This window comes from Brevundimonas sp. Soil_N_31 (assembly GCF_057655995.1).
The window spans coordinates 305,592-331,777 of record NZ_JBDGLE010000004.1 but is presented as its reverse complement, the minus strand read 5'-3'; the positions used below and the strand labels follow the sequence as shown (position 1 = coordinate 331,777).

Sequence of the window (26,186 nt, the reverse complement as noted above, 5' to 3'; positions counted from 1 at the left end):
AACCGACATGGCCGAAATAATCACCGTCACCGAGGGCGAGTTCGCCGGCTGGCAGACCTATGACCTGCGCGACACCTTCGACGTGGTGGTGGGGCCCTTCTACGGCAAGCCCGATCCCGATGGGCACATGCGCTGCGCCTTCCGCGCCGAGCAGAAGCACATGAACGCCGGCGGCCGGATGCACGGCGGCTGCCTGATGACCTTCGCCGACATCGCCATGTTCCAGATCGCCTATCAGGAGATGGAGGGCGCCTCGGGCGTGACGGTGCAGCTCGACTCCACCTTCATCGACGGCGCCTATGTGGGCGAACTGATCGAGGCGACCGGCCAGGTGACCAAGGCGGGCAAGAGCCTGATCTTCGTGCGCGGCCAGATCACCACCGGCGAGCGGCTGCTGATGACCTTCTCGGGCGTGATCCGGAAGTTCACGCCGCGCGGTTGAACCGTACGCCTAGCGCCAGAGCCATGGCGACGGCGGCCGCCGGCCACAGGGCGATCAGTCCTAGGCGGCCATAGACGACCGCGCCCATCAGCGCGCCTCCGGCCAGCCCCGACCACAGCGCCATATAGGCCCGGAACGCCCAGCGGTCGCCGCCGCGCACGGCCGCGGCCAGGGCGTGGCCGGTCTTGATCAGGGTTCCGGTCATATAGGTCAGGCTGACCCCGACCTCGCCGTCGCGCAGGAAGACCGAGTTCTCGACCGCCATGGCCAGGACCATCAGGCCGATCGCCAGGGGCGCGATCCCCGCCCCCGCCGCCACGGCGGCCCCAGCCAGCAGCGCCGCCTCGACCGCCAGCACCCGGCTGCGCGAGCGCGCCCCCTCGCCGCCCGCGACCAAGGCCCCGAGCATGGCGCCCAGCACGAACAGCAGCAGGACGCCCGCCACCGCGCCCGCCGCCAGCCACCGCCCTTCGGCCAGGTTGACGGCCAGGCGGGTGGTGTTGCCGCTCATGAAGGAGACGAACACCCCGCCCAGATGCAGAAAGCCCAGGCTGTCGACATAGCCCGCCAGCCCCGCCAGCATCATAGCCAGCCCGCGATCCGGCGCCGTCAGAGTCCGCAAGACAGACTCACATCCCCGCCGCCGCCGCCGGACGGGCGCGGCACGTCTCCAGCCAGCGGGCCAGGTGGGTCAGCTCCTCCGGCGGGCGGTATTTGACCAGGCGGGCGAAATCCAGCCCCACGGCCCCGACGATGTCGGCGATGGTGAAGCGGTCGGCGGCGATGAACTCATGCTCCGCCAGGTGGCGATCCAGCGTCTTCATGAAGCGCTCGGCGCCCAGGCGGTTGTATTCGGCGACCTGCGGCTGGGGCGCCTCCAGCGCGGCCAGGGCCGGGTGGGTGAAGCGCACGTTCAGCATCATCGGATTGGCCAGATACATCTCGCACCGGCGCATCCACATCTCGATGATCGCCTGCTCCTTGGGGTCGCGGCCGAACAGGTTCGGCTCGGGATGCAGGGCCTCCAGATAGCGGCAGATGGCGATGGATTCCGTCAGGCAGGTTCCGTCGTCCAGCTCCAGCGCAGGAACGTGCGGCACGCCGAACTTGGCGCGATAGACCGGCGTGCGGTGCTCGCCCGCCAGAAGCTCGATCTCGACGCGCTCGACGTCGGTCACGCCCTTTTCCGCCATGACCCAGCGGACGCGGCGCGGATTGGGCGCGCGGCGGCTTTCATAGAGCTTCATCAGAGGGTTCCCTTCGGCTGCCCTCGGAACGCTACTAGGCGAAGACGGCGGCGGGCAAGGCCCCCACGATGCAGGCCGTCATCAGCGTGGCCAGGAAGCCCGCCAGCAGCGCCTTCCACACCATGCCCAGCACCTCCTCGCGGCGTTCGGGCATCAGCACCGACAGGCCGGTGACGGTGATGCCGACCGAGCCGATGTTGGCGAAGCCGCACAGGGCGTAGGTCATCAGCATCCGCGTGCGCTCGCTCATCTCTGCGGCGGGCACCTTGCCCAGCTCGATGAAGGCGACGAACTCGGTCAGGGTCAGCTTGACGCCCAGCAGCCAGCCCGCCTTCTGGGCGTCGGCCCATTCCACGCCGGTCAGCCAGGCCACGGGGGCGAACAGCACGCCCAGGATGCGCTCGATTGTCAGCGGCTCTCCGGCGATGACGAAGCCGCCCAGGATGACGTTGGCCAGAGCCACCAGGGCCACGAAGACGATCAGCACGGCCGAGATGTTCAGCACCACCATCAGGCCGTCGGACGTGCCTTTCACGATGGCGTCGACGGCGCTGTCGTACTTCAGCGCCGAGTTGTAGTCGGCGACCGCCCCGCCCTCGCCCGGCTTTTCCGGAATGATGACGCGGGCCAGCAGGATGCCGGCGGGCGCCGAGACGATGGAGGCCACCAGGACGTGGCCCGCCGCATTGGTCAGCACCGGCGACAGAATGGTCGCATAGGCCACCATGGTCGAGCCGGCGACTGTGGCCAGACCGACCACCATCATCAGAAAGACCTCGGACCGGCTCAGCTTGTCCAGATAGGCGCGGATGACGATCGGGCTTTCGATCATGCCCAGGAAGACGTTGGCCGCCACCGCCAGGGCCGAGGCGCCGCCCAGCCCCATGGTCCGCTGGAACAGGAAGCCGAAGCCGAGCGTGATCCACTTCAGGATCTTCCAGTGCCACAGCAGGGCCGACAGGGCCGAGATCACCAGGATCAGCGGCAGCACATTGAAGGCGAAGGTGAACAGGGCGCCCTCATTGGCGACGGCGTAGGGCTGATCCCCGCCCGCCAGATAGCCGAAGACGAAGCGCGTCCCCTCTGCGGTCGCCAGCTCCAGCCCCTTCACCGCATTGTTGATGCCGTCCAGCACCACCTGCGAGCCCGGAATGGCGAAGGTCGCCAGCACCAGCGCCGCCTGCACCAGCACCGCCCCGATCGCCAGCCGCCACGGAAAGGCGCAGCGGTTCTCGGAAATCGCCCAGCAGACGGCGACGATGACGACCAGGCCGAACAGGCTCTGGAGGTTCAGGAGGCTGAACATGAAAGGCGGCTCCGCGACCGGCGCTATGGGAGCCGGCTTCTTCAGTGCGCATCAACGACAGCAGAACGCCGCTGGCAAGGGGGCAATGAAAAACCCTCTCCCGATGGGAGAGGGAGACTAGAGCGTCCCGCGCACCAGCTTGCCGTAGTCGTCCATCAGGCTCAGCGACAGCGCGCCCGGCGTGAAGCGATAGTCGCCGACCTGACCCACCGGCGTCACCTCGGCGGCCGAGCCGGTCAGGAAGCATTCGGAGAAGTCGCCCAGCTCTTCCGGCAGAATGTCGCGGACCACGACCTCGATCCCCCGCGCCTGGGCCATTTCGATGACGGTCTGGCGGGTGATGCCGTCCAGGATGTGATCGACGCGCGGCGTGTGCAGGGCGCCGTTCTGGACGAAGAAGACGTTGGCGCCGGTCGCCTCGGCCACATAGCCGCGCCAGTCCAGCATCAGGGCGTCGGCGAAGCCGCGCTTCTCGGCCGCCGTCTTGGACATGGTGCAGATCATGTAGAGGCCGGCCGCCTTGGCCGTCGACGGCGCCGTGGCCGGATCGGGGCGGCGCCACTTGGCCCACTCCAGGGCGATGCCCTTCTTCTTGACCTCGGGGTCGAAATAGCTGGGCCATTCCCAGGCGGCGATCGCCAGGTGGACCTTGCTGTTCTTGGCGGTGACGCTGAGCTGTTCCGGCCCCAGATAGGCGACGGGGCGGATATAGCAGTCGATCAGGCCGTTGCGCGCGCAGGTTTCCTTGCAGGCGGCGTCGATCTCGGCCACGCTATAGGGAATCTCGAAGTCGAGCAGCTCGGCGGAGCGCTTCAGGCGTTCGCTGTGCGCGGTCAGCTTGAAGATTTCACCGCCATACATACGCTCACCCTCGAACACCGACGAGCCGTAGTGAAGGCCATGGGTCAGAACGTGCGTTTTCGCCTCCCGCCAGGGAACGAATTCTCCATCAAACCAGATCCATCCGTCACGATCGTCGAAAGGAACGAAGGCCATTGAAGAACGTCTCCTGCGCAAGATATTTATCTAGACGCCCGTCGCGCGTCCGCGTCAACGGCGTCTCGCGAGGAGATTCGCAGTGAGCATGATCGATCCGCGCCCCAACGGCCGCTCGGGCCCCATCGCTCCGGCGGGCAGCGGACGGCACCTTCTGGTCGTCGATGACGACGACCGTATCCGCGAACTGCTCAAGGAATTCCTGAGCCGCGAGGGCTATCGCGTCACCGGAGCCGCCCATGCGGGCGCCGCGCGTCGAATGATCGAGTTGATCGAATTCGACCTGATCGTGCTGGACGTGATGATGCCGGGCGAGAGCGGATTCGACCTGACCACCTGGATCCGCAGCCAGGCGGCCCTGTCCAAGACGCCCGTGCTGCTGCTGACCGCCAAGGGCGACCCCGACGATCGGATCGAGGGCCTGTCGCGCGGCGCCGACGACTATATGTCCAAGCCCTTCGACCCGCGTGAATTGGCGCTGCGCGTCGACGCCATCCTGCGCCGCACGGGCGGCAAGCTGATGACGCCGAAAGAGATCCATATGGGTCCGGCGGTCTTTGACATGGAGCGGCTGGAGCTCACGCGTGACGGCGTGCTGCAGCGTCTGACCGAGGCCGAAGCGCAGTTGCTCAAGACCCTGGCCATCCACGCCCATTCGCCGGTCGAGCGCATGACCCTGTCGCCCGACACGGCCGATGTGACCGGCCGCGCCGTGGACGTGCAGGTGACGCGCCTGCGCCGCAAGCTGGAAGCCGATCCGAAGAACCCGCGCTATCTGCAGACTGTGCGCGGCGTCGGCTATATGCTGGCCCCGGACTGAGACTCGGATCGGAATATCGCCCATGCGGCTGATGCCGTTCAACGTCTGGACGCGATGGATCAAGCGCCGGGTGCCGACCTCCCTGTGGGGCCGGTCGCTGCTGATCATCGTCCTGCCGGTTTTGATCATGCAGGCGGCGGTGACCTGGGCCTTCTTCGACGCCCACTGGCAGGCGGTGACGGCGCGTCTGTCCGAGGGTCTTGCCGGCGACGTGGCCTGGGCGGCCGAAAGCTATCGCGACGATCCCTCGCCCCAGAACCTGGCCCTGATCTCCGAGCGCGCCGAACGGTCGATGCAGTTGTCCATCGCCTTCCAGCCCGAAGCGTCTCTTCCGCAGGAAGAACGGCGCGGCGCCCTGGGTCTGGTCGACCGAACGCTGGAGAAGGCCCTGGCCTCGCGACTGGACCAGCCCTTCTGGTTCGACACCACCCGCTACCCCGCCTATGTCGACATCCGAGTGCAGGAGGCGAGCGGCGTGCTGCGCGTCATCGCCCCGCGTGAACGGGCCGTGGCGACCCAGGCCCACATCTTCGTCCTGTGGCTGATGATCGCCACCATCCTGCTGCTCGGCGTGGCGGTGCTGTTCATCCGCAACCAGGTGCGCGCCATCGAGCGCCTTGCCTCCGCCGCCGAGGCTTTCGGCCGAGGCGAGAGCGTGCCGCGCTTCAAGCCTCACGGCGCGCGCGAGGTGCGGGCCGCCGCCACCGCCTTCCTGGACATGCGCGCCCGCATCCAGCGGCACATCGATCAGCGCACCGCCCTGCTGGCCTCGGTCAGCCACGACCTGCGCACGCCCCTGACCCGGCTGCGCCTCGAACTGGCCCTGGCCCCGCCGTTCAAGCGCGCCGAGGCGATGAAGGGCGACCTGGACGAGATGGAGCATATGATCGACGAATACCTCGCCTTCGCGCGCGGCGAAGCGGGCGAGGCGATGCAGACGATCTCCGTGCCCGAAATGCTGCGCCGCGCCGCCGAGAACGCCGGTCGCTCCGGCGCCGTGGCCGAGGTCGAGACGCCCGACGATCTCAACATGCTGGCCCGCCCCCTGGCCTTCCGCCGGGCGATCAACAACCTGGTCGGCAACGCCGCCTCCCACGGCGAAAAGGTACGGCTGTCGGCCCGCCCCCTGCCCTCCGGCGGACTGGAGATCGTGGTCGAGGACGACGGCCCCGGCATTCCGGACGACATGCACGAAGAAGCCTTCCGCCCCTTCTCGCGCCTGGACGCCTCGCGCAATCAGAACCGCAAGGGGGTGGGCCTGGGCCTGGCCGTGGCGCGGGACGTGGCGCGCGGCCACGGCGGCGACATCATTCTGGGCCGCAGCGACCTGGGCGGGCTGAAGGCGTCGATCCGGCTGCCGGCGGATCGTCGCGCCGCCTAGATCTTTGACCGTCGCCTCTAGCGGAACCGTAAAATCGTCGCCATCTTGTCCCGTGTTCCAGGGGGGCCTGGAATCAGGAGTCCGTACTATGCGTCGTATTGCTTTCCTTGCGCCGCTCGCCGCCGCCCTCGCCGTCTCCGGCGCAGCCGCGGCTCAACCCTCGGCCGTCGTCGTGACGGTCAGCCCCGACTTCGCCAAGACCGCCCAAGAACTGGGCGAACGCGATGTCCAACAACAGGTCAGCGACCTGACCCGCACCGTCGAACGCGTGCTGACGGATCGCAACGCCCTGGACGGCGCTCGCGTGGAACTGGTCATCACCGACCTGAAGCCCAATCGTCCGACGATGCAGCAACTGGGCGACAAGCCCGGCCTGGACTCCATGCGCAGCCTGTCCATCGGCGGCGCTGCGGTGGAAGGGTCCGTGACCATGGCCTCGGGCGAAGTGCAGCCGGTCAAGTTCGACTACTACACCCCGACCCTGGCCGATGCGCGCGGCTCGACCACCTGGACCGACGCCCAGCGCGCCTATGACCGCCTGGCCCGCAACCTGGCCGAGGGTCGTTTCGTCAAGCGCTGAAGCGCCTGACGATCAGCCGCTGAGTTCAGTGGACTTGGCGACCGCCGCCTTCACGGCGCTTTCGACAGAATGGTCGAGGGCGCCGTTTTCATTGAGGGCGATCAGACCGGCCTGCGTCACGCCGCCGGGCGAGGCTACGCGGTCGATCAGGGCGTTCAGAACCTCGTCGCCCTCCACCCCCGCCGCAGCCGAACGCAGGGTGGCGCGCGCCAGACGGGCGGCGGCCTCGGGCGACAGGCCTTCCGCCTCTCCAGCCTCGGCCAGGGCGCGGGTGAAGGCGAAGAAATAGGCCGGGCCACAGCCGGACACCGCCGTCGCCGCGTGCATCAGCGTTTCGTCATTGAGCAGGACCGTCTCAGCGATCGGCTCGAACAGTTCGCGCCCGACCTTCAGGGCGCCGGCGTCAGCAGACCACAGCGTCGCCACGCCGCGCGCCTGGGCCACGCCGGTCGTCGGCATGACGCGCACGACCGGGCGGTCGTCATAGCCGTCAGAGATCGTCTCGCCTCGCACCCCGGCCATGACCGAGACGATCACGGCGTCGGGCGCCAGATGCGGCAGGACGGCCTGCGCCGCCTCCAGCCATTTGGCGGGCTTCACGCCGATGACGAAGGCCCGGGCGTTCGCCAGCGCCTCCAGCGGCGGATTGATCCGCGCGCCCTTGGCCCGCGCCGCCTCGGCGACCGGCTTTTCAGACGGCGTCAGGATGATCAGATCGGCCGGGTCGACGGCGCCCGTCGCCAGCCAGCCTTCCAGAATGGCCGAGCCCAGGCGTCCGACGCCCTGAAGCACGATCGGACGTCCGGAACCGCTCATCAGGCGTTGCCCAGGGTCTCGAACAGGCAGGCGTCGATGGCTTCCTTCGGCTTCTTGGAGCCGCGCACCATGAAGTCGAAGGCCGGATAATAACGGTCCGCCGCCTCGACCGCCGCGTCGATCATGGACGCGGCCTGGGCCAGGGTCGGGCGCTCGGTGTGCGGCAGGGCCAGAGCGTGACGGAAGACGATCTCGCCCTCGTCCGGCCAGATCTCGAAATGGCCCAGCCAGGTGCGCTGATTGATCATCGACACCAGTTCATAGGCAGCCGCGCGGCGCGTCTTGGCCACTCGCAGGTCCAGCGCCAGGCACAGCTGAAGGCAGTCGCCCTCCGGCCGCCAGGCGAACCACAGCTCATAGTCTTTCCAGTCGCCGGCCAGGGCGAAGGCCAGATCGCCCTCGTCCGTGCGGTCGAACGGCAGGTTCTCCGCCGTCAGGACGTGTTCGACCACATCCAGCGGATCAAAGGGCAGGTCGACCTCTTCGGGTCTCACAGCATCCATCAGGCGTTCAACTTCTTCAGCAGCGACGGCGACTCAGATGAGCGCCTTTGAAGACGGTAGGCGTGTTCGCAGATTCGGCTCAACCGGCTGAATCCGGGCTTGAAGCGGCGTCTGTGGACGATCCCTTGGCGGCCTTCTTCGGAGCCGGAGCCGCAGCCTTCAGCGCCGCGATCTCGGCGCGCAGAGCGGCGATCTCGTCCTTCAGCACGTCGAACTCGTCGCGACGGACCAGATCCATTTCAGCGACGAAGCGGTCGGCCTGGGCGCGCCAGGCGGCCTTGGCCTCTTCACCTGCGGCCTGGGCCAGACCCATGGCGCCGGTCGTCAGCTTGGCGAACTCATCAAGGAGGGGATTGCGCGTTTGCATGGCGGCCTCTTGAGAACTCCCGGACCATCGGTCCGAAACGTGGTTAACGGTGCATTGATTTGGGTAAACCAAACCTTACCTGCCTGCGACCTATAGACTGCTTCGCGGGAAAAGCGCGCGACGAATGCAGTCCCGCTTGCTAGACGAGGGACAACTTCTGAAGGCGCAGGAGGCCCCGTGCCCTTTCCCGAATTCGACCCCGTACTGATCCAGCTCGGCCCCTTGCCCATCCGCTGGTACGCGCTGGCCTATATCGCCGGCATCGTCCTGGGCTGGTGGTACGCCTCGCGCCTGGCCAAGACGGAGCGCCTGTGGGCGCCGGGCAAGTCGCCGGTCGGCGGACAGCAACTGGACGACCTGGTGCTGTGGATCACGCTCGGCGTCATCCTGGGCGGCCGTTTCGGCTACGCCCTCTTCTACAAGCCGGAGATGTTCGCCCAGCTGGTCACCGGCGACAGCTGGGGCGAGCGACTGGAACTGCTGCAGCTATGGACCGGCGGGATGAGCTTCCACGGCGGCTTCCTGGGCGTGGTCATCGCCATCGCCCTCTACGCCCGGCGCCAACAGGTGAACCCGCTCAGCCTGGGCGACCTGATCGCCCCGGTCGCGCCGCTGGGTCTGTTCTTCGGCCGCATCGCCAACTTCATCAACGGCGAGCTGTGGGGCCGCGAGACGACGGTCCCCTGGGCCATCCGCTTCTGCAACGAACGCATCCAGCAGATGTACGGCTTCTGCCCCGCCGGCAACGAACCGCGCCACCCCAGCCAGCTGTATGAGGCGGGGCTGGAGGGCCTGCTGCTGTTCGTCGTCCTGTCGCTGGCGATCTGGAAATGGCGGATGCTGAAGCGCCCGGGCTTCGTCACCGGCCTGTTCCTGCTGGGCTACGGCGTCTGCCGCGCCGCGCTGGAGAACGTGCGCCAGCCCGACGCCGGGCTGGAGAACCTGCCGCTGGGCCTGACCATGGGCATGATCCTGTCGATCCCGATGATGCTGGTCGGCGCCTGGCTGATCTGGCGGGCGCTGAAGAAGCCGGTCGTTACGGAGGCGTAAGACCATCATGGCGGAGACGCTCAAGGACCGGCTGGTCCGCGAGATCGTGCTGACCGGGCCGATGACGGTGGCGGACTACGTCACACGCTGCCTGCATGACCCCAGGGGCGGCTATTACGCCACCCGCCCCGCGCTGGGCGAAGGCGGCGACTTCATCACCGCCCCGCTGATCAGCCAGATGTTCGGCGAACTGATCGGCCTGTGGGCGGTCGAAACCTGGACCCGTCTGGGCGCGCCCGAGCGGGTGCGGCTGGTCGAGGTCGGGCCGGGCGACGGCACGTTGATGTCCGACGTGTTGCGCGCGGCGCGGCTGGTGCCCGGCTTCCTGCAGGCGGCCGACCTGATCCTGATCGAGCCCAGCGCGCCGCTGCGCGCCGAACAGGCCCGACGCCTGGCCGACGCCGACGCGCATCCGCGCTGGCTCAGCGCCCTGAACAAGGTCGAGACGGACGCCCCGGTCATCCTGATCGCCAATGAGGTGCTGGACTGCCTGCCCGCGCGCCAGTTCATCAAGACCGAGGGCGGCTGGGCCGAGCGCCGCATCGGCGTCACCGACGACAATGAGCTGACCTTCGGCCTGACCGCCATCGCCGATGGCTTCGAAACGCCCGGCTTCGACGTCGAACCGGGCCAGATCATCGAGATTTCGGAACAACAGGCTGCCTTCGGCCGCGATCTGGCCAGCCTGATCCGCGCCGCATCCGGCTCCGCCCTGCTGATCGACTACGGCCGCAGCAAGCCCGAGGCGGGCGACACGCTTCAGGCCCTGCGGCGGCACCAGAAGGTCGATCCCCTGTCCACGCCGGGCGAGGCCGACCTGACGCAATGGGCCGACTTCCCCCTGGTGCTGGAGGCCGCCGTGCGCGGCGGGGCCGACGTCACCGGCTGCGTCGGCCAGGGCGCCTTCCTCAAGGCGCTGGGGATCGAAGCCCGCGCCCAGCGGTTGATGCAGGGACGCCCCGAAGCCGCCCCGGTCATCCAGCGCCAGTTGGATCGCCTGACCGCGCCGGATCAGATGGGCGAACTGTTCAAGGCGGCGGCGATCTTCTCGCCGCGTTCGCTGGGCCTGCCGGGCTTCTGACGCGGCCCGCCCGATGATGGAGCCTGATGCGGCCATGACCTTCACCGATCACGAGCGCCAGATTCTGCTGGCGACCAAGGGCGTCGGCCCCAAGGTGATCCAGCGGCTGGAGGAGCTGGGCGTCGGCGGTTTCGTCCGTCTGGCCCTGGCGGATGCGGCCGTCGTCTGCGCCGGAGCCGCCGCCAGCGTCGGCTCAACCTGCTGGAAGAACAGCCCCCAGGCGCGCAAGGCCGTTCAGGCCGCCATCGACGCCGCCCGTTTCGAACTGGAGGGCGCCGCATGAGCCTGAACCCGATCACCCATCCGCTGCTGACCAAGGCCGGGGTTCGCCACGGCTTCTTCACCCGCGCGGGCGGCGTATCGGACGGCGTCTACGCAGGACTGAACGCAGGCGTCGGCTCCAAGGACGACCCGGCCCACGTCGCCGAGAACCGCCGTCGCGTCGCCGAATGGATGGGCGGCGCCGCCGACGACCTGTGCGGCTGCTATCAGGTCCACTCCGCCGTCGCCCGCGTGGCCGAAAGCGGCTGGGCCGGCGACCGCCCCGAAGGCGACGCCGTGGTTGCGGGCGTGAAGGGGCCGGTGCTGACTGTCCTGACCGCCGACTGCGCCCCCGTGCTGTTCGCCGACGCCGAGGCGGGCGTGATCGGCGCCGCCCACGCAGGCTGGAAGGGCGCCCTGGGCGGGGTTATCCACTCGACCGTCACGGCTATGCAGGCCCTGGGCGCCGAGCCTTCGCGCACCGTCGCCGTCGTCGGCCCCTGCATCGCCCAGACCTCCTACGAAGTCGGCGCCGACTATCAGGACCGCTTCGCCCACCATGACCCCGGCAGCGAACGCTTCTTCGCCCCCGGCGTGACCGGCGACAAGCGCCAGTTCGACCTGCCCGGCTTCGTCCTGTGGCGACTGGAGCAGGCGGGCGTAGGCGAGGCGGCATGGACGGGCGACGACACGCGCGCAGATGCGGCGCGTTTCTACTCCAACCGCCGCGCCTGGCTGGCGGGCGAACCGGACTTCGGCCGGTTGATCTCAGCGATTGCTCTGGCCTGATCAGCCGGTCGTGGCGGCCACGGCGTCGCGAACAGCCCGTCGCAGATCACGCATCACAGTCCGCACCCCGGTCGCACCGTTCCCGTCGACATTCAGGAGAATGGCGGTCGTCAATCGCGTGGGAATGACCGTATCGCAAACCGCCACGAACCCTTGGATGGCGCCGCCTCCCCTCAACGCAGGTCGTCCTTCCATAGGGTCCAGATAGACGCCCGCCCCGTAGAGGATTTCAGAACCAGCATCGTCTGTCGGCAGACTGCCGCCGGATAGCCGCGCCGGCGTGGTCATGAAGGCCAGACTATCCGCACTCACGACCCGCCCGCTGAGCAGGGCCGACCGCCACAGACCCAGTTCCTCGGCGGTGGCGCGCATAGCGCCTGAAGCGCCAGCATAACTCATGGCCGCGTAAGGTGCGTTGGCGAACTTGGCGCTGGCTTCAGGCTGCGCCACATAGCCGGAGACACGCCCGTCGATCACCTCCCGCCCATCGTCAACGGCCGTGTTCTGAAGACCAAGCGGACGTAGGAACTCAGCCATGGCCTGCGCATACGATCCCGTGATGCTTTCGATCACAGCGCCGAGCAGAACATATCCCGAATTGCTGTATGCCCAAGCCGTCCCTGGCTCCGACACGACAAGAGGCTCAGCCTCGGCCACGACCCCTACCATCTCCTGCATGGAGCGATCTTGCCGTGACTGCTCGAGGTAGGTCTGCGCGGTAACTGTCGAGGTGTAGTTCGAGAGTCCGGACATATGGGTCAACAGTTGTCCCAATGTCACCGCCGGAACAGGAAATGACGGTAGAAACCGGCCCAACGGATCATCAAGCCGGAAGCGCCCTTTCTCAACCAGAGAGAGCACAAGAGCGCCCGTGAATTCCTTGGTTACCGAGCCAATCCGGAAAACCGACTTGGCGTCCATTGCGGTTCGCGTCTCAAGATTGCTCAGACCGAAACCACGCGAGAACAGGACAGCGTCGCCTCTACGAACACAGACCTGCATGCCCGGAACGGCTTGCGACAAAATCGCCGCCTGCCCTACGGCCTCCACCGCGTTCCAGGCATCTCCGACGGCTGGCGCGGCGCTCTTGGCCAGGACTCCAGTCGCCACGACTCCGCTCCCGGTTGCTCCGAGAAGAGTTCGACGAGAAACGGACGCCGTCATGGGCTGGGGGTATTTGATCATGCCCTGATCAATACCCTCGACTCAAATATCCTTGGAAGTTGAATTCAGCCCGCCATCGCCATGTCGGGCACGCGAACCGTCTCGCGCCAGGCATCCGGCTGGGCCAGCAGGGCGCGGACCAGCTTGTTGTTCAGGGCGTGGCCCGCCTTGACGCCTTCGTAGCGGCCCAGCAGCGGCGCGCCGAGGACGTACAGGTCGCCGATGGCGTCCAGCGCCTTGTGACGCACGAACTCGCGTTCCATACGCAGACCGCCGGGGTTCAGGATCTGGTCGCCGTCGATGACCACGGCGTTCTCCAGAGAGCCGCCGCGGGCCAGACCGGCCTGACGCAGGGCCTCGACCTCATGGGCGAAGCCGAAGGTGCGGGCCGCCATGATGTCCGAGCGGAAGGTCGCCTCGTCGACGACGAAGTCCACCACCTGATTGCCGATGACCGGCGTGGAGAAATCGATCTCGAAGCGCATCTCATAGCGGTCGCAAGGCAGAAGGACGGCGGACTTATCGCCCTCCTCCACCCGGATCGGCTTCAGGATCTCGATAAAGGTCTGGGGCGCTTCCTGACGACGGAAGCCCGCGCGGTCCAGCAGTTGCACGAACTGCAGCGCCGAGCCGTCCAGGATCGGCAGTTCCGGCCCGTCCACCTCGATCACGGCGTTGGAGACGCCCAGGGCGGCCAGCGCAGCCATCAGGTGCTCGATCGTCGACAGGCGCACGCCCGCCGCGTTCTCGATCATGGTGTTCAGGCGGGCGTCCACGACCGCCTCGCACGAGACGGGGATGCGGTTGTCGCGGTCGGTCACGTCGGTACGCACGAAGACAATGCCGTGGCCGGGCGCAGCCGGGCGCACGACCAGACGCACGCGGCGGCCGGTGTGCACGCCGACGCCGGCGCAGATAGCCGGGGCGACGATGGTCTGTTCGTACTGGTCGTTGCGGACCGTCACTCGGATACTCTCTGTTGCGCGACCCGCCCCAACGGGACGGTCTTCGCCTCGCCTGTCGTTTACGCCTCAGGGCTCAAGCCCGAAATGAAAGTCGAGTTTCGGATTGTTTCGGTTCGGCGACAGCTCGACGCCTTGCGCCCACACGCAAAAACGCCCCGGAGATCGGCTCCGGGGCGTTTCAGTATCAGGGCTTTCTGGGCCGATCAGTTCGCGAGACGGCGGAGAAAGGAAGGGATCTCCAGGTCGTCATCCTCGGACTGGCCCACCTGCGGATCCTGCTGCTGAGGCTGCATCGACTGCGTCTGACGCAGTTGCTGGGTCGTGCGGTTCGACGACGGCGGGGGCGCATAGGATTGTTGCTGCTGCGGCTGCTGACGCTTGCGGCCGAACAGGCTCCAGCCGCTGCGACGATGATCGCGCTCGTCGTAGAAGGGCTCCTCGGCGGGCTCTTCATGACGGGCGGCCGGACGCTGGGCCGGTTGTTGCGGCGCAGGCTGCTGACGCTGCGGGGCGCGGTCGAAATAGAGGTCGCCCTGCTCCGAAGACGCCGCAGGCTGGGCGCGGCCGGCGCCCTGCTCATATTCCTCGACCCACGGATCGACGATCGGCTCCAGGTTGCGCGGCGCGTCGTGGATGACCGGTTCGGGCTTGGCCTCGACCTTCGGCTCGGGCGCGCGGGCGGCCGGGGCTTCATAGGTCGGGGTCGGCGCCGGTTGCGACGCGGCTTCACGCACCGGATCGATGCGGACTTCCGGCTGACGCGGCGCAGCGGCCGACAGACCGCCCGGGCGACCGCCGAAGGCCTGGCCCTGCGGCTCGATCTGCTGGATGACGGCCTCGTCCATGCCGGTGGCGACGACCGAGACGCGGATCTTGCCGTCCAGCGCCGGGTCGAAGGCGGCGCCGAAGATGATGTTGGCGTCGCCGTCCACTTCGCCGGCGATGGCGTTGGCGGCCTCGTCAACCTCCAGCAGGGTCATGTCCATGCCGCCGGTGATGTTCACCAGCACGGCCTTGGCGCCCTTCAGGCTGGTCTCGTCCAGCAACGGGTTGGCGATGGCGTTCTGAGCCGCCAGCAGGGCGCGATCGTCGCCCGTGGCCTCGCCCGTGCCCATCATGGCCTTGCCCATCTCGCTCATCACGGCGCGGACGTCGGCGAAGTCGAGGTTGATCAGGCCCGGCAGGATCATCAGGTCGGTGATCGAACGCACGCCCGAATGCAGCACCTGGTCGGCCATGCCGAAGGCGTCCGAGAAGGTCGTGCGCTCGTTGGCGACCCGGAACAGGTTCTGGTTCGGAATGACGATCAGGGTGTCGACGTAGCGCTGCAACTCGGCCACGCCAGCGTCGGCCAGGCGCATCCGATGGCGGCCTTCGAAGGTGAAGGGCTTGGTCACCACGCCGACGGTCAGGATGCCGCGATCACGCGCGCATTTGGCGATGACCGGCGCCGCGCCGGTGCCGGTGCCGCCGCCCATGCCGCAGGTGATGAAGACCATGTGCGCGCCTTCCAGGTGCGCGTGGATCTCGTCCGCGCTCTCCTCGGCGGCGTTCATGCCGACTTCGGGGTGGGCGCCCGCGCCCAGCCCTTGCGTGATCGTCTCGCCCAACTGGATGCGACGGTCGGTCTTGGCGAAGCTCAGATGCTGGGCGTCGGTGTTGGCGACGACGAACTCCACGCCCTCAAGGCCGGAGTCGATCATGTTGTTAACGGCGTTGCCGCCCGCTCCGCCTACGCCGAAGACGACGATGCGGGGCTTCAATTCCGTGGCTTCCGGCCTGACCAGCGAGAGAGACATTATAAAATTCCGACCTAAGGACCCTGCCCTTCGTCCCCGATGCGAACTCCCCGCCGAATCGCATTGGTTATGAGCGCGTTAAGGAAAACCCTGACTGCGTTAACGAAGGGTTACCTCGATAGCGTGAGTCGGACGGAATGATAGTCGCTGCGAACAGCTTGACCGCAGATTTCGTGAACTTTCTTCGGTCTTGGTTCGACTAGAATCTGAAAAGGGCGGCTCTTGCGAGCCGCCCTTCCCTCACTGATGGCCTATGAAGTTACCAGGGACGGTAGTTCAAGCCGATGTTGAAACGACGCCCGTACGGGTCGAAGTTCGAATACAGAGTCGTACCGAGCCAGGGCGATTGCTCCGCATCAAAGATGTTGGTCACCCCCGCACGCAGCGTCAGGTCATCGCGAACATTCCAGCGAACCAGCAAGTCGTTGCGAACAAAATCGCCAGTATTCATCGTCTCCAGCGGACGTTGGTCCGAGTTCAGGATGAAATCACGCGACTTATAGATCGCTTGCGACGACTGCCAATCGGCCGTCCAGGTCACGCGCCAATCTTCGTTCGGCGACCAGCTCAGCGCTGAAGTGAAACGTACGCGCGGGAAAGATCCGCCCGTAACAGCCCAACCGGCATACGAAGTCACATCGCCCGGATCGTTGACGTTATTATAGTTATCCTGCTGGATCAGCCAGCTACCGTTGATCGAATAATCAAAACGACCCCAGCTACGACCGAACATTTCGTCTGTGTCAACGAAGTAGTTAGCGCCAAAATCAAGACCGCGGACTTCCCGCTTTGCGTAGTTAAGCGGACGTTGGATGAAAGCGCCGATCGGGTCGGTCGACGGAGCGCCAATCTTAAAGGCTTCCGAACGCTCCTGAGCGTTGCTTGGGTTGGCCACGGCTGCGTTCTTGCGGAAGATATCCACGCAGGCCAGTTCGTTCAGGCTCGGCCCCTTGACGCAGTTTTCAGCAATAGTCGAGGCCCCCACAGCCGCGATAACATCGTCGATAACGATGTCATAGTAGTCCAAGACCATGCTGAAGTTCGGAATGAACCGCGGCTGCAGTACGACCGAGAAGGTGAACGAGGTCGACTCTTCCGGCTTCAAGTTCACGTTGCCGCCATTCTGGCCGGAAATGCCGGACGAATAGAGCGGACGATAATCATCGTCAGTAGAAGCCGTCTCACCCGCAAAATCGTAGCTCAGGTTCATTGCGGTGGCCAAGGCCGTGCAGTTCTTGATCCGGTTGGCCTTTTCCTCAGCCGGGATCGAACCGTTGATCTGACGCGTGTCACAGGGGTCCACCACGGCATTCCAGAACGTCTGGCTAAGCGGGCGGAAGTTTTCAGACAGTGTCGGAACGCGGATGGAGGTGTTGAGGCTGGTCTTGAACGCGATATCAGGGATCGGGCGATACACCAGATTGACGCCATACACGTCCTGACCGCCGACAGTGGTGTAATCCGAATAGCGATAGGAACCGCTCAGTTCGGCATACTCACCCAGGAAGCTGTCACGGAACAGCGGGATCGACAGTTCAGCAAAGCCTTCGGTGACTTCATACTCCGCCGGCATGAAGTCGGCGCCGGTGTTCAGTTGAAGGCGACGACGACCAGTGTCAGCCGAGCGGCCAATACCTTGGGTGAATTCCTTGCGGTACTCAGCGCCAAGGGCCACGCCGATCGGACCGGCGCCCCAGAAGTCCCACAGTTGACCCGAGACCGAAGCGATCGCGTCGTGCTGTTCGTTGCGCTCACGGACGCGCACGACCGCATCAATATACTCCAGAGCTTCAGCGCTTTGGTTGCCGAGGCCAAAAATATTCAGAGGCGTGCACTCATCGATTGCCGCACGTCCCTCAGGCGTAGCAGCGACAGAACCGCCGCGAATGGGATCAGGCAACGCTACACCCTGCTTGTCCAGCAACTTGGCGCGGCAGACGATAGCGCCAGGAGAGCCTAGCACACCGGCAGTGTCGAAAACCGAGTCCGCCGCGAAATGCAGACGCTCGACATCCACGCCACGTTCCGCATTGACATTATCCATACGTCCGTAGGTGTACGAGAGATCCCAACCAAAATTGTTAATGAACCCAACACGGTCATAGTCGCCCTTTAGAGCGAAGACATAACGCTGGAGCTCGCGATTATTGGTCTGAGTGCGGTCCGGACCAAAGACGACGTGACGCGCCCAAGCTCGATTGACCGGAGCCAGAGGATTGCCCGACGCGGTGTTCGTCGGAGCCGAATAGTTCGTGACCTGGTTCGCAGCGATAGCGGCCTTCAAGGCAGCCGGAACAAAAGCGTTATCCGACCAACGCATGACCGCGTTGTTGGCGCCCACGTTGTTGCCATTGATGCTGACATGGCGACCAGCCGACACCGCATCATCATTCAGATACCAATCAAAGAAGGTCGGCTGCGTCACCATGAAGGTGTCTTCGGTAACGTACTTCGCCTCAGCATAAGCTGTGATGTTTTCAGTTACCTTGAAGTTTGCACCGACCTGATAACGCTGAGATTCGGAAAGCGGAAGACGAGTATCGGCTGAAAACTCAGCGGGGTTGCTGCCGTCACCGCCGATATTATAGACACGGTTCGCGCCGACATTACCAACTCGGGATCCGAAATTAGCCAAACGAGCTCCCGAACCATCAAACACCCAAGTCTTGCTGGGATCGATGCTATAGCACGCAGCAGAAGAGAAACTGCTGCAGTTCGCAAGCGTAACGTTCGGGTTGGTGTTGGGCGTAGGCTGTTGCGCGTTGGCGAGCGTGGTTTGCCCCCAGCGGGGACGATCCATACGACGCACGCCAGTGAAGAGCAGGTTATCGTAAATACCATCCGTATTCGGCCCGACAAGGGGGCTCGTAGGATCGGCATCCATAGCGATTACAACCGGCGCGCGGCGCAGCCAGTCCATATCCATGCTATCGACGGCGTCCTGCTTCTCGTACTCACCAAAAGCATAAACGTTGAGACGGCCATCGAGGAAGTTCTTACCAATCAAACCCGACAGTCGACGCGAAGCCTGACCATCCTCGTTGATCATGCCGTAGTTAGCATCGACTTCCAGACCCTCGAAATCCTTGCGCAGATTGAAGTTCAGAACACCCGAAACAGCGTCAGCGCCATAAATCGACGAGGCGCCGCCAGTCACGATCTCAACGTTCTCAATCAGCAAGCGCGGAATCGTGTCCACGTCGACAGCCAGCGTCGCCCCTTGCGAACCGACGTGACGACGACCATCCACCAAGGTCAACGTGCGGCCGCTGCCGAGCGCGCGCAGGTTCGCCAGCGCTAGGCCGCCGCTGTTCAGGCTGCCAGTCGTATCGGAAGGCACCTGCGAGTTTGACAGAGCAGGAATCGTGGCCAAGTAATCCACCACGGTCGCAGCACCTGTCTCAAGCAGCGCCTCACGCTTCACCTGAATCAGTGGCGTAGGAGCCGAGGTCGGATCGCGGCGAATACGTGAACCAGTAACGACGATTTCTTCAACCTGCGTCGCCTGGGCGTCATCCACAACCGGAACGGTTTGAGCGAATGCCGGCGCCGAGATCGCCATAACGCCAGCAAGCACGGTTGTCCCGAAAAGGTAATTTCGCGTCAAATGCATATGGAAGACCCCCCAACTATTAGTTTGACTACTGCGCAGCCGACTTAAAGCGAACCACGCCAGAGAATTCCTCTCTAAGGAAAAACGCCGCAAGGGCAAGCTTTGTGGCCCAAAATGGGCGATAAAGCGTCAGCGATGTAACAAACAAGCCACATTACTGACCACAAACTGCGGCGTTGTGGTAAAATTTAAGGTTCTTTTGATTGATTTTGTTCGACTAATTTTTTCCGACGCTAGGCGCAGGTCAAACAGGCGCGACAAAAGGGACTCCATCAACAACAGGAGCGACCTATTGCTACGGCAGCCATCGGCGCACGCTCTGCAAAATCGTTGAATTAGTTAGAGATTATCCCGCAGCCAGCCCGCCGCGCGGGCCACCATACCGCCGCGATGCACCTTAGGCGCATCCGCCGCCGTGATCTGGCGGGACATCAGCTTGCGGGCCGAGACAGCCTCGCGCGGGCCGTAGGCGGCGCGGAGCAGGACGCCGGCGGCCGAGCAGAAGGCCGGGCCGGCGGCGGCGTCGGCCAGGTGGGGCGCGCGTTGCGGACGTCCCAGGCGCACCGGGCGGTCGAAGACGCGCACGGCCAGTTCGCGCACGCCGTTCAACTGGCTGGCGCCGCCGGTCAGGACGAGGCCCGCGCCGGGCTCGAGGCCCATGCCGGCGTGCTTCAGGCGATCGCGCAGCAACTCCAGCGTCTCTTCGACGCGCGGGGCGATGACGGTCTTCAGCATGGCGCGCGGGACGATGACGGGACCGGCCGAGGCGTCCTCGCCGCGCGGCGGGGCCTCCAGCATTTCGCGGTCTTCGTTGGCGCTGGCCATGGCCGAACCGTGCAGGGTCTTCAGCCGCTCGGCGCCGACGCGCGAGGTCGACAAGCCGCGCGCGATATCAGCAGTCACATGGTCGCCGCCGACGTTCAGGCTTTCGATGTGCAGCAGGGAGCGCCCGCCCCAGACCGCCGCCGAGGTCGAGCCGCCGCCCATGTCGATGCACAGGGCGCCCAGCTCCATCTCATCCTCTTCCAGCGCGGCGAGCGAGGAGACGACCGGCGCTGCGGCCACGCCCTGAAGGTCCAGGTGCGCCAGTTCGAGGCAGTGGCTGAGGGCGTTGAACGACCCCTCGGACATGGAGACGACCAGCAGGTCCAGCCCCAGCGAGCCGCCGCGCATCGAGCGCGGATCGTGGACGCCGCGCGCCCCGTCCACCGACCAGGCGATGGGCAGGACGTGGATCGGGCGCCGGTTCGGCAGGCGGATCTGGGCCAGGGCCATGCCGATGGCGCGGGCCAGATCGGCGTCGCTGATCGGATGCGAGCCGAGCGAGACGCGCGCCTGCACCCGGTGGCTGGCCATCTGACCAATAGCCGTGGTGACGACGACGCCGGAGACGGGGGCGCCCGCCGCGCGCTCGGCGCGTTCGACGGCGTGGCCGATGGCCTGGGCCGTCTCGTCCATGTTGACGATGGCCCCGCCCTTGACGCCGCGCGACTGGACGTGGCCGGCGCCGGCGACGCGGATGGTGCGGTCGGCGTGGCGCACGCCGTCCGGCTTCATGATGAAGCAGGCGACCTTGGCCTGGCCGAGATCGAGCGCGGCCACGACCGGCGCGCGCGGCGCGCCCCTGCCCTGTTCCGGCTTGATGTCTCGGCTGCGTCCAACCATGGGGTCGTGTCCTAGGAAGTCAGAGGGTCAAACGGCGCCTTCGGAAGGGCGAACGGCCACTTCTTCCGGCGTACGAAGGTCGATGCGGGCGAAGCCCAGGTCCAGCAGGCGTTCGCGCTGATCCAGGGCGTCGAGGCGAATAAGAGCGGATTCCTGATCCACGGCGGGCAACTGGATCAGGGCGCCGTCCTTGAGGCGCAAGTCCCAGCGGCGCTCGTCCACCCGGACCAGGGCGTCGACCTTGGCCATCAGACGCGGACGCTGGGCCAGCAGGGGCAGGACGTCGGAGGCCGCCTGATCGGCGCCCTTGCCCACCACCAGCGGCAGGCGCGGATAGCGGCCCGCGTCGGCCCCGGGAATGACGATCCCTTGCGCGTCGATGACGTGCGCCTTGCCGCCCACCTGCCAGACGGCGAGGCGGTCGTGTTCCTTGACGTCGACGATCAGGGTGTCGGGCAGCAGGCGCACCACGCGCGCCTCCTTGACCCAGCCGACCGACTGCACCCGGTCGCGCACGGCGGCCAGATCGAGGCTGACGATAGGCTGGTCGGCGTGGACGCCGACGGCGGCGCGCACGGCGGCGGCGGCCTCGGGCGAGGCCCCGGTGACGTGGACCTGACGCACCTTCAGGCCCATGCCGGTCGTGACGGCGTCAAAGCGTTCGGTGACGGCCGTCGAGATACGCTCGGCCCGCGCGCCGGTGGCCAGCACGGCCGCCAGTATGCCGACGCCGACCACCAGGGTCGCCGCCACGACGCGCGGCGACATGTCCAGACGGCCGATCTCGGCCGCGCGGCCGGACGGAGCGCCGCGCGCGCCGCCCTTGCCCGAAGACTGTCGCCGACCGCCGCGCACTACCGCGGGCATGAGGCGTCCTCCACCATCCAACGAACCAGTTCGCGATAATCCATACCGACAAAGGCCGCCTGCTCGGGAACGAGCGAGGTGGGGGTCATGCCGGGCTGGGTGTTCACCTCCAACAGAACGAGAACGTCGTTAACATCGTCATAACGGAAGTCGGCGCGGGAGACGCCCCGGCACCCCATGGCCGCGTGGGCCAGCTCGGCCTGACGTAAAGCCTTGTCAAAGACGTGCGGCGGCAGCTCGGCGGGCAGGACATGGCGCGAGCCGCCGGGCGCGTATTTGGCTTCGTAGTCGTAGAAACCCTTGGTCGGGGTGATGTCGGTGATGGTCAGAGCGCGCGGGCCGGTCGCCTCGCCGATCACGCTGACCGCCAGCTCCTTGCCGGGTATGAAGGGCTCGACCATGACCTGATCGCCATAGGCCCAGTCCTCGGCGCCGACCTCGGCCACCGGACGGTTGGCGCCCTCGCGCACCACATAGACGCCGACGGACGAGCCCTCGGCGTTCGGCTTGACCACATAGGGCGGGTCGATGACGTGGCGGCTGGCCACCTCATGCCGATCGAACAGGCCGCCGCCGGGCACGATGACCCCCGCCGCCTGCAGCACGGCCTTGGACTTGTCCTTGTCCATCGCCAGGGCCGAAGCCAGGACGCCGGAGTGGGTGTAGGGGATCTTCAGCGTCTCCAGGATGCCCTGGACGCAGCCGTCCTCGCCCCATTTGCCGTGCAGGGCGTTAAAGACGACGTCGGGCTTCAGCGCCGTCAGCACCTGGGCCAGATCGCGCCCGGCGTCGACGCGCGTGACCTTGGCGACCTGCCCTTCCAGGGCGTCCGCGCAGCCGCGGCCCGAGGATAGCGAGACCTCGCGTTCCGACGACAGACCGCCCATCAGGACAGCGACATGGAGGGTGTTCAGGGGCGTACGCATGGCGACATCCGAAGACTAGCCCACCCCTATGCCCTGAATACGGTTAACCGGTTGGAAACGATACGGGGGCGTGGAAGGAAATTCGTCACCATCTTCCTTCTCCCCTTCTGGGAGAAGGTGGCTTGCAGAGCAAGACGGATGAGGGGTGCGAGGATACGGGCAAGCAGCTGGGATTTTTGCCAAGATTAGGGGACGTCGCGTCGACACCCCTCATCCGGCCCTGAAGGGCCACCTTCTCCCTCAAGGGGAGAAGGATTACGGCCGCCCGATCCGCTTGATTTCCCAGTTCAGTTGCACGCCGGTCTTTTCCAACACGTCGGCGCGGACGGCTTCGCCCAAGCCCTCGATATCGGCTGCGGTGGCCTCGCCCGGGTTGATCATGAAGTTGGAGTGCAACTCGCTGAACTTGGCCCCGCCGCCGGTTTCGGCGTGCAGCTTGCCGCGCCAGCCGGCCTCGTCGACCAGCTTCCACGAGGAATGGCCCTCGGGGTTCTTGAAGGTCGAGCCGCCGGTCTTCTCGCGGATCGGCTGGGTCTTCTCGCGACGCTCGGTGATCTCGCTGATGCGGGCGGCGACGGCCTCGGGCGCGTCGGGCGTCCCGCGATAGGTAGCCTCGATCCAGATGATGTCGGCCGGGGCGTTGGAGTGGCGGTAGGTATAGCCGAAATCGGCCAGGGCCAGTTCGACCCGCTCGCCCTTGCGGTTCAGGCCCCAGGCGGACACCAGCACGTCCTTCGTCTCGGAACCGTAGCAGCCCGCATTCATCGTCAGGGCGCCGCCGATCGAGCCGGGGATGCCCGCATAGAACTCCAGCCCGGCGATGCCCGCCTTGGCCGAGGCGCGCGCCACCATGCTGTCCAGCGCGCCAGCGCCCGCTGTGACCGTGACGCCGTCGGTCGTCACCTGCCCCCAGGCGCGGCCCGCCAGACGGATCACCACGCCTTCGACCCCGCCGTCGCGCACGATCAGGTTGGAGCCGACGCCGATCGCCGTCACCGGCACTTCTTCGGGCAGTGCCTTGAGGAAGTCAGCCAGATCATCGGCGTCCGACGGAATGAACAGGGCGTCTGCCGCCCCGCCCACGCGGAACCAGGTGTAGGGCCCCAGCGGCTCGTTCAGCAGCAGCTTGCCGCGCACGGCGGGGAGGTTGTCAGTCCAGGCCATCCGATAAATCCGCTCATCCCGGCGGACGCCGGGATCCAGTGCTTTGGCTGCATCCAGCCGTTTGACGTTGATCCGATGTAGGGCGGCAAGGCTTCGTCGTGAAGCTCTCGCTGGATCCCGGCGTCCGCCGAGATGAGCGGGAGCATGAGATTAAGCCAACGCCTCCAGCTGCGCCGGCAGGGCGTAGGCCCAGCTGGTGATGTCGCCGGCGCCCAGCAGGACGACCAGATCGCCCGGCTTGGCTTCATCCTTGATGACGCGCGGCAGGACGGCGGCGTTCTCCAGCGCGGCGACGTGGCGGTGGCCGTAGCGGCGGACGCCCTCGACCAGGGCGTGCTTGTCGACGCCCTCGATCGGCTGCTCGCCCGCCGGATAGACGTCGGCGACCAGAACGCTGTCGGCGTCCGAGAAGCAGGTCGAGAAGTCCTCCATCAGATCGCGCAGGCGGGTGTAGCGGTGCGGCTGGACCACGGCGATGACGCGGCCGGTGTTGTCGGCGTTCTGCACCACCTGGCGCGCAGCCTTCAGCACGGCGGCGATCTCGACCGGGTGGTGGCCGTAGTCGTCGATGACGCGCACGCCGTGGGCCACGCCCGTGGTGGTGAAGCGGCGCTTGACCCCGCCGAACCCGGCCAGACCGGCGCGGATGGCGTCCTCGTCCACCCCGATCTCGCGCGCCACGGCGATGGCGGCCAGGGCGTTGGAGACGTTGTGCCAGCCCGCCATCGGCAGGTGCAGGTTCTCGATACGCGCAGGCTCGCCCAGGGCGGCCATGCCCTGCCCCTGGATCACCACGTCGAAGCGCGAGCCGTCCGGGTCCATGCGCACATTGTCGGCGCGGAGCATGGCCTGAGGGTTCAGGCCGTAGGTGACCAGACGGCGGTTGTCGATCTGGGCCGCCAGCTTCTGCACCTCGGGGTGATCCAGACAGACCACGCCGAAGCCGTAGAAGGGAATGTCCTCGATGAAGTCGCCGAACGCCTTCTTCACCGCATCGAAGTCGCCGTAGTGATCCAGGTGCTCCGGGTCGATGTTGGTGATGATCGCCACGGTGCATTTCAGGCGCAGGAAGGAGCCGTCGCTCTCGTCCGCCTCGACCACCATCCAGTCGCCCTCGCCGACCTTGGCGTTGGTGCCATAGGCGTTGATGATGCCGCCGTTGACCACCGTCGGGTCCAGCGATCCGGCGTCCAGCAGGGCCGCCACCATCGAGGTCGTCGTCGTCTTTCCGTGGGTGCCGCCGACCCCGATCGAGAACTGCAGCCGCATCAGCTCAGCCAGCATCTCGGCCCGGCGGACCAGAGGGATGCGCCGTTCGCGCGCCACCACCAACTCGGGGTTCGTCGCCTTGACCGCCGTGGAATAGACCACCGCCGAGACGCCCTCGGTCACATGGGCGGCGTCGTGGCCGATGTAGATGCGGGCGCCCAGCTTCTCCAGCCGCTCGGTATTGGCGCTGGCCTTGGCGTCCGAGCCCTGCACCTGATAGCCGATCTTCAGCATGATCTCGGCGATGCCGCTCATGCCGATGCCGCCGATGCCGACGAAGTGGACAGGCCCGAGGGCGAACGGAACGGGGCGAAGACGACGGATCATCTTCGCCCCATAGCTCAAACAGGATGCGATTTGCACCTCCCCATCGCCATCAACCCTTACCCCAAAATGACAGACCCGATTTACGACTAACATTGTTATTGTCGACTTGATCGTCACCTCAATGATGCGCATACAGCGAGGCTAGTCCGGAAACATGGAGATGCTTGTGCCTGAGATGACAGATCCGATGGATGCACTTCGGAGTTTTCAGCCTGCATTTCGTGCAAAAAAGCTCGACGTCCGCAAGGGAGAGCTAGACTCCACCATCTTAGTCCATGCAGACCAGCCGGAAGGAGAGCCCCGATTCACCTACGTTAAAACCAACGGCAGTAAAGTTACGGCGCTCGCCATTATTATTCGAGCGGAACCAATCGCCGGTGAGCATTGCTTCGCTATTGGCTATGCCGTGCCTGAAGACGAACGGGGCATGGGCCAAGCAACGAAAATCGTGCAGGCCGCCCTCGCTGAGTTCCAGCATGGCCTAGCTCGCAACGATCTAACGACCTTCCATATCGAAGCCGTTGTCGACAAAACTAATCTTGCTTCGCAAAAAGTCGCAGCCAGAACCTTAACCGCTGAACCCCGTGACGGTCGGGACAGCATTTCTGGCAAGCCTGTCTTCGTATATTCTCGTCGCTTTCAAGGTGCGCCGCTGGCTTGAATTTCGCGGACCATGGAACCTTCATTTCCTGACGCCACCAACCCAATTGCGCCTGTCAGCCCCCACCTCTCATGACCCCATCCACAAGGCGCAGATGGGTGCCTCGATCCATCGGGATCTTAAATTT

Annotated in this window: 25 protein-coding genes; 9 read left to right on the top strand and 16 right to left on the bottom strand. The window is 65.9% G+C overall.

Annotated elements, in window-relative coordinates:
- The first annotated feature begins 7 nt into the window (after nt 1-7).
- Complete coding sequence (locus AC3A3G_RS09170; RefSeq protein WP_003163540.1) at nt 8-442, top strand: PaaI family thioesterase; 435 nt, start codon at nt 8-10, stop codon at nt 440-442.
- Here the strand turns inward: AC3A3G_RS09170 and AC3A3G_RS09165 are convergent.
- From AC3A3G_RS09165 to AC3A3G_RS09150, 4 genes are all read right to left on the bottom strand, one after another.
- Nucleotides 426-1,064: a YoaK family protein gene (locus AC3A3G_RS09165; RefSeq protein ID WP_200216183.1), complete on the bottom strand. Its 639-nt coding sequence runs from the start codon at nt 1,062-1,064 to the stop codon at nt 426-428. The two genes, AC3A3G_RS09170 and AC3A3G_RS09165, sit on opposite strands and share 17 nt — an antisense overlap.
- Nucleotides 1,065-1,071: 7 nt before the next feature.
- A complete protein-coding gene (locus tag AC3A3G_RS09160) occupies nt 1,072-1,689 on the bottom strand; it encodes a glutathione S-transferase family protein (RefSeq protein ID WP_487488028.1) in 618 nt (205 codons plus the stop codon).
- 34 nt (nt 1,690-1,723) lie between these two features.
- Nucleotides 1,724-2,995 carry a NupC/NupG family nucleoside CNT transporter gene (locus tag AC3A3G_RS09155; protein ID WP_487488027.1) on the bottom strand — a complete coding sequence of 424 codons (1,272 nt, stop codon included), beginning with the start codon at nt 2,993-2,995 and terminating at the stop codon, nt 1,724-1,726.
- A gap of 117 nt (nt 2,996-3,112) precedes the next feature.
- Nucleotides 3,113-3,991 carry a branched-chain amino acid aminotransferase gene (locus tag AC3A3G_RS09150; RefSeq protein WP_487488026.1) on the bottom strand — a complete coding sequence of 293 codons (879 nt, stop codon included), beginning with the start codon at nt 3,989-3,991 and terminating at the stop codon, nt 3,113-3,115.
- Nucleotides 3,992-4,079: 88 nt separating this feature from the next.
- Between AC3A3G_RS09150 and AC3A3G_RS09145 the strand changes: the two genes are divergently transcribed.
- The 3 genes from AC3A3G_RS09145 to AC3A3G_RS09135 all read left to right on the top strand — a co-directional run bounded on the left by AC3A3G_RS09145 (nt 4,080) and on the right by AC3A3G_RS09135 (nt 6,772).
- Complete coding sequence (locus AC3A3G_RS09145) at nt 4,080-4,811, top strand: response regulator (protein WP_200166204.1); 732 nt, start codon at nt 4,080-4,082, stop codon at nt 4,809-4,811.
- Between the two features lie 22 nt (nt 4,812-4,833).
- The gene (locus AC3A3G_RS09140; RefSeq protein WP_487488025.1) at nt 4,834-6,192 is read left to right on the top strand and encodes an ATP-binding protein; all 1,359 of its coding nucleotides are present in this window, start codon (nt 4,834-4,836) and stop codon (nt 6,190-6,192) included.
- An 88-nt stretch (nt 6,193-6,280) separates the two neighbouring features.
- Nucleotides 6,281-6,772: a hypothetical protein gene (locus AC3A3G_RS09135; RefSeq protein ID WP_313575973.1), complete on the top strand. Its 492-nt coding sequence runs from the start codon at nt 6,281-6,283 to the stop codon at nt 6,770-6,772.
- A gap of 12 nt (nt 6,773-6,784) precedes the next feature.
- Here AC3A3G_RS09135 and AC3A3G_RS09130 read toward each other — a convergent pair whose 3' ends face one another.
- From AC3A3G_RS09130 to AC3A3G_RS09120, 3 genes are all read right to left on the bottom strand, one after another.
- Nucleotides 6,785-7,588 (bottom strand): pyrroline-5-carboxylate reductase family protein, encoded by an 804-nt coding sequence (locus AC3A3G_RS09130; protein WP_200166126.1) that lies wholly within the window; start codon nt 7,586-7,588, stop codon nt 6,785-6,787.
- Nucleotides 7,588-8,091, bottom strand: a complete 504-nt coding sequence (locus tag AC3A3G_RS09125; RefSeq protein WP_200166124.1) for a type III secretion system chaperone family protein — start codon at nt 8,089-8,091, stop codon at nt 7,588-7,590. Before AC3A3G_RS09125 ends, AC3A3G_RS09130 begins: the two co-directional genes overlap by 1 nt.
- Before the next feature lie 79 nt (nt 8,092-8,170).
- Nucleotides 8,171-8,458, bottom strand: a complete 288-nt coding sequence (locus AC3A3G_RS09120; protein ID WP_125901501.1) for an accessory factor UbiK family protein — start codon at nt 8,456-8,458, stop codon at nt 8,171-8,173.
- Between the two features lie 177 nt (nt 8,459-8,635).
- Between AC3A3G_RS09120 and lgt the strand changes: the two genes are divergently transcribed.
- The 4 genes from lgt to pgeF are packed head-to-tail and all read left to right on the top strand — an operon-like array spanning nt 8,636 to nt 11,639.
- The gene (lgt, locus tag AC3A3G_RS09115) at nt 8,636-9,508 is read left to right on the top strand and encodes a prolipoprotein diacylglyceryl transferase (RefSeq protein ID WP_200166121.1); all 873 of its coding nucleotides are present in this window, start codon (nt 8,636-8,638) and stop codon (nt 9,506-9,508) included.
- A 7-nt stretch (nt 9,509-9,515) separates the two neighbouring features.
- Complete coding sequence (locus tag AC3A3G_RS09110; RefSeq protein ID WP_487488024.1) at nt 9,516-10,589, top strand: class I SAM-dependent methyltransferase; 1,074 nt, start codon at nt 9,516-9,518, stop codon at nt 10,587-10,589.
- A 34-nt stretch (nt 10,590-10,623) separates the two neighbouring features.
- On the top strand, nt 10,624-10,872 hold the full coding sequence (locus tag AC3A3G_RS09105) for a helix-hairpin-helix domain-containing protein (RefSeq protein WP_487488023.1): 249 nt from the start codon (nt 10,624-10,626) through the stop codon (nt 10,870-10,872).
- Nucleotides 10,869-11,639 carry a peptidoglycan editing factor PgeF gene (gene pgeF, locus AC3A3G_RS09100; protein WP_487488022.1) on the top strand — a complete coding sequence of 257 codons (771 nt, stop codon included), beginning with the start codon at nt 10,869-10,871 and terminating at the stop codon, nt 11,637-11,639. The genes AC3A3G_RS09105 and pgeF overlap by 4 nt, the downstream gene beginning before the upstream one ends.
- Here pgeF and AC3A3G_RS09095 read toward each other — a convergent pair whose 3' ends face one another.
- The 9 genes from AC3A3G_RS09095 to murC all read right to left on the bottom strand — a co-directional run bounded on the left by AC3A3G_RS09095 (nt 11,640) and on the right by murC (nt 25,398).
- Complete coding sequence (locus tag AC3A3G_RS09095) at nt 11,640-12,749, bottom strand: serine hydrolase domain-containing protein (RefSeq protein ID WP_487488021.1); 1,110 nt, start codon at nt 12,747-12,749, stop codon at nt 11,640-11,642.
- A 119-nt stretch (nt 12,750-12,868) separates the two neighbouring features.
- The gene (lpxC, locus tag AC3A3G_RS09090; RefSeq protein ID WP_487488020.1) at nt 12,869-13,768 is read right to left on the bottom strand and encodes a UDP-3-O-acyl-N-acetylglucosamine deacetylase; all 900 of its coding nucleotides are present in this window, start codon (nt 13,766-13,768) and stop codon (nt 12,869-12,871) included.
- 203 nt (nt 13,769-13,971) lie between these two features.
- Nucleotides 13,972-15,567, bottom strand: a complete 1,596-nt coding sequence (ftsZ, locus tag AC3A3G_RS09085) for a cell division protein FtsZ (protein WP_312218035.1) — start codon at nt 15,565-15,567, stop codon at nt 13,972-13,974.
- Nucleotides 15,568-15,826: 259 nt separating this feature from the next.
- Entirely contained in the window at nt 15,827-19,144 is a 3,318-nt protein-coding gene (locus AC3A3G_RS09080; protein ID WP_487488019.1) for a TonB-dependent receptor domain-containing protein, read from the bottom strand.
- A 375-nt stretch (nt 19,145-19,519) separates the two neighbouring features.
- On the bottom strand, nt 19,520-20,845 hold the full coding sequence (gene ftsA, locus AC3A3G_RS09075) for a cell division protein FtsA (protein ID WP_087138786.1): 1,326 nt from the start codon (nt 20,843-20,845) through the stop codon (nt 19,520-19,522).
- Between the two features lie 27 nt (nt 20,846-20,872).
- Nucleotides 20,873-21,712: a cell division protein FtsQ/DivIB gene (locus AC3A3G_RS09070; RefSeq protein WP_200166105.1), complete on the bottom strand. Its 840-nt coding sequence runs from the start codon at nt 21,710-21,712 to the stop codon at nt 20,873-20,875.
- Entirely contained in the window at nt 21,700-22,638 is a 939-nt protein-coding gene (locus AC3A3G_RS09065) for a D-alanine--D-alanine ligase (protein WP_269300108.1), read from the bottom strand. Before AC3A3G_RS09065 ends, AC3A3G_RS09070 begins: the two co-directional genes overlap by 13 nt.
- Before the next feature lie 255 nt (nt 22,639-22,893).
- The gene (gene murB / locus AC3A3G_RS09060) at nt 22,894-23,802 is read right to left on the bottom strand and encodes a UDP-N-acetylmuramate dehydrogenase (protein WP_487488018.1); all 909 of its coding nucleotides are present in this window, start codon (nt 23,800-23,802) and stop codon (nt 22,894-22,896) included.
- Nucleotides 23,803-23,952: 150 nt separating this feature from the next.
- A complete protein-coding gene (murC, locus tag AC3A3G_RS09055; RefSeq protein WP_487488017.1) occupies nt 23,953-25,398 on the bottom strand; it encodes a UDP-N-acetylmuramate--L-alanine ligase in 1,446 nt (481 codons plus the stop codon).
- A 154-nt stretch (nt 25,399-25,552) separates the two neighbouring features.
- On the opposite strand from murC, the gene AC3A3G_RS09050 reads away from it, so the two are divergent.
- A complete protein-coding gene (locus AC3A3G_RS09050) occupies nt 25,553-26,059 on the top strand; it encodes a GNAT family N-acetyltransferase (protein WP_487488016.1) in 507 nt (168 codons plus the stop codon).
- Nucleotides 26,060-26,186: the final 127 nt, after the last annotated feature.

Coding starts and splice junctions, on each gene's coding strand:
- AC3A3G_RS09170 (WP_003163540.1), top strand. CDS start 8: ATGGCCGAAATAATCACCGTCACCGAGGGCGAGTTCGCCGGCTGGCAG.
- AC3A3G_RS09160 (WP_487488028.1), bottom strand. CDS start 1,689: ATGAAGCTCTATGAAAGCCGCCGCGCGCCCAATCCGCGCCGCGTCCGC.
- AC3A3G_RS09155 (WP_487488027.1), bottom strand. CDS start 2,995: ATGTTCAGCCTCCTGAACCTCCAGAGCCTGTTCGGCCTGGTCGTCATC.
- AC3A3G_RS09150 (WP_487488026.1), bottom strand. CDS start 3,991: ATGGCCTTCGTTCCTTTCGACGATCGTGACGGATGGATCTGGTTTGAT.
- AC3A3G_RS09145 (WP_200166204.1), top strand. CDS start 4,080: ATGATCGATCCGCGCCCCAACGGCCGCTCGGGCCCCATCGCTCCGGCG.
- AC3A3G_RS09140 (WP_487488025.1), top strand. CDS start 4,834: ATGCGGCTGATGCCGTTCAACGTCTGGACGCGATGGATCAAGCGCCGG.
- AC3A3G_RS09135 (WP_313575973.1), top strand. CDS start 6,281: ATGCGTCGTATTGCTTTCCTTGCGCCGCTCGCCGCCGCCCTCGCCGTC.
- AC3A3G_RS09130 (WP_200166126.1), bottom strand. CDS start 7,588: ATGAGCGGTTCCGGACGTCCGATCGTGCTTCAGGGCGTCGGACGCCTG.
- AC3A3G_RS09125 (WP_200166124.1), bottom strand. CDS start 8,091: ATGGATGCTGTGAGACCCGAAGAGGTCGACCTGCCCTTTGATCCGCTG.
- AC3A3G_RS09120 (WP_125901501.1), bottom strand. CDS start 8,458: ATGCAAACGCGCAATCCCCTCCTTGATGAGTTCGCCAAGCTGACGACC.
- AC3A3G_RS09110 (WP_487488024.1), top strand. CDS start 9,516: ATGGCGGAGACGCTCAAGGACCGGCTGGTCCGCGAGATCGTGCTGACC.
- AC3A3G_RS09105 (WP_487488023.1), top strand. CDS start 10,624: ATGACCTTCACCGATCACGAGCGCCAGATTCTGCTGGCGACCAAGGGC.
- pgeF (WP_487488022.1), top strand. CDS start 10,869: ATGAGCCTGAACCCGATCACCCATCCGCTGCTGACCAAGGCCGGGGTT.
- ftsZ (WP_312218035.1), bottom strand. CDS start 15,567: ATGTCTCTCTCGCTGGTCAGGCCGGAAGCCACGGAATTGAAGCCCCGC.
- ftsA (WP_087138786.1), bottom strand. CDS start 20,845: ATGGTTGGACGCAGCCGAGACATCAAGCCGGAACAGGGCAGGGGCGCG.
- AC3A3G_RS09070 (WP_200166105.1), bottom strand. CDS start 21,712: ATGCCCGCGGTAGTGCGCGGCGGTCGGCGACAGTCTTCGGGCAAGGGC.
- AC3A3G_RS09065 (WP_269300108.1), bottom strand. CDS start 22,638: ATGCGTACGCCCCTGAACACCCTCCATGTCGCTGTCCTGATGGGCGGT.
- murB (WP_487488018.1), bottom strand. CDS start 23,802: ATGGCCTGGACTGACAACCTCCCCGCCGTGCGCGGCAAGCTGCTGCTG.
- murC (WP_487488017.1), bottom strand. CDS start 25,398: ATGATCCGTCGTCTTCGCCCCGTTCCGTTCGCCCTCGGGCCTGTCCAC.
- AC3A3G_RS09050 (WP_487488016.1), top strand. CDS start 25,553: ATGGAGATGCTTGTGCCTGAGATGACAGATCCGATGGATGCACTTCGG.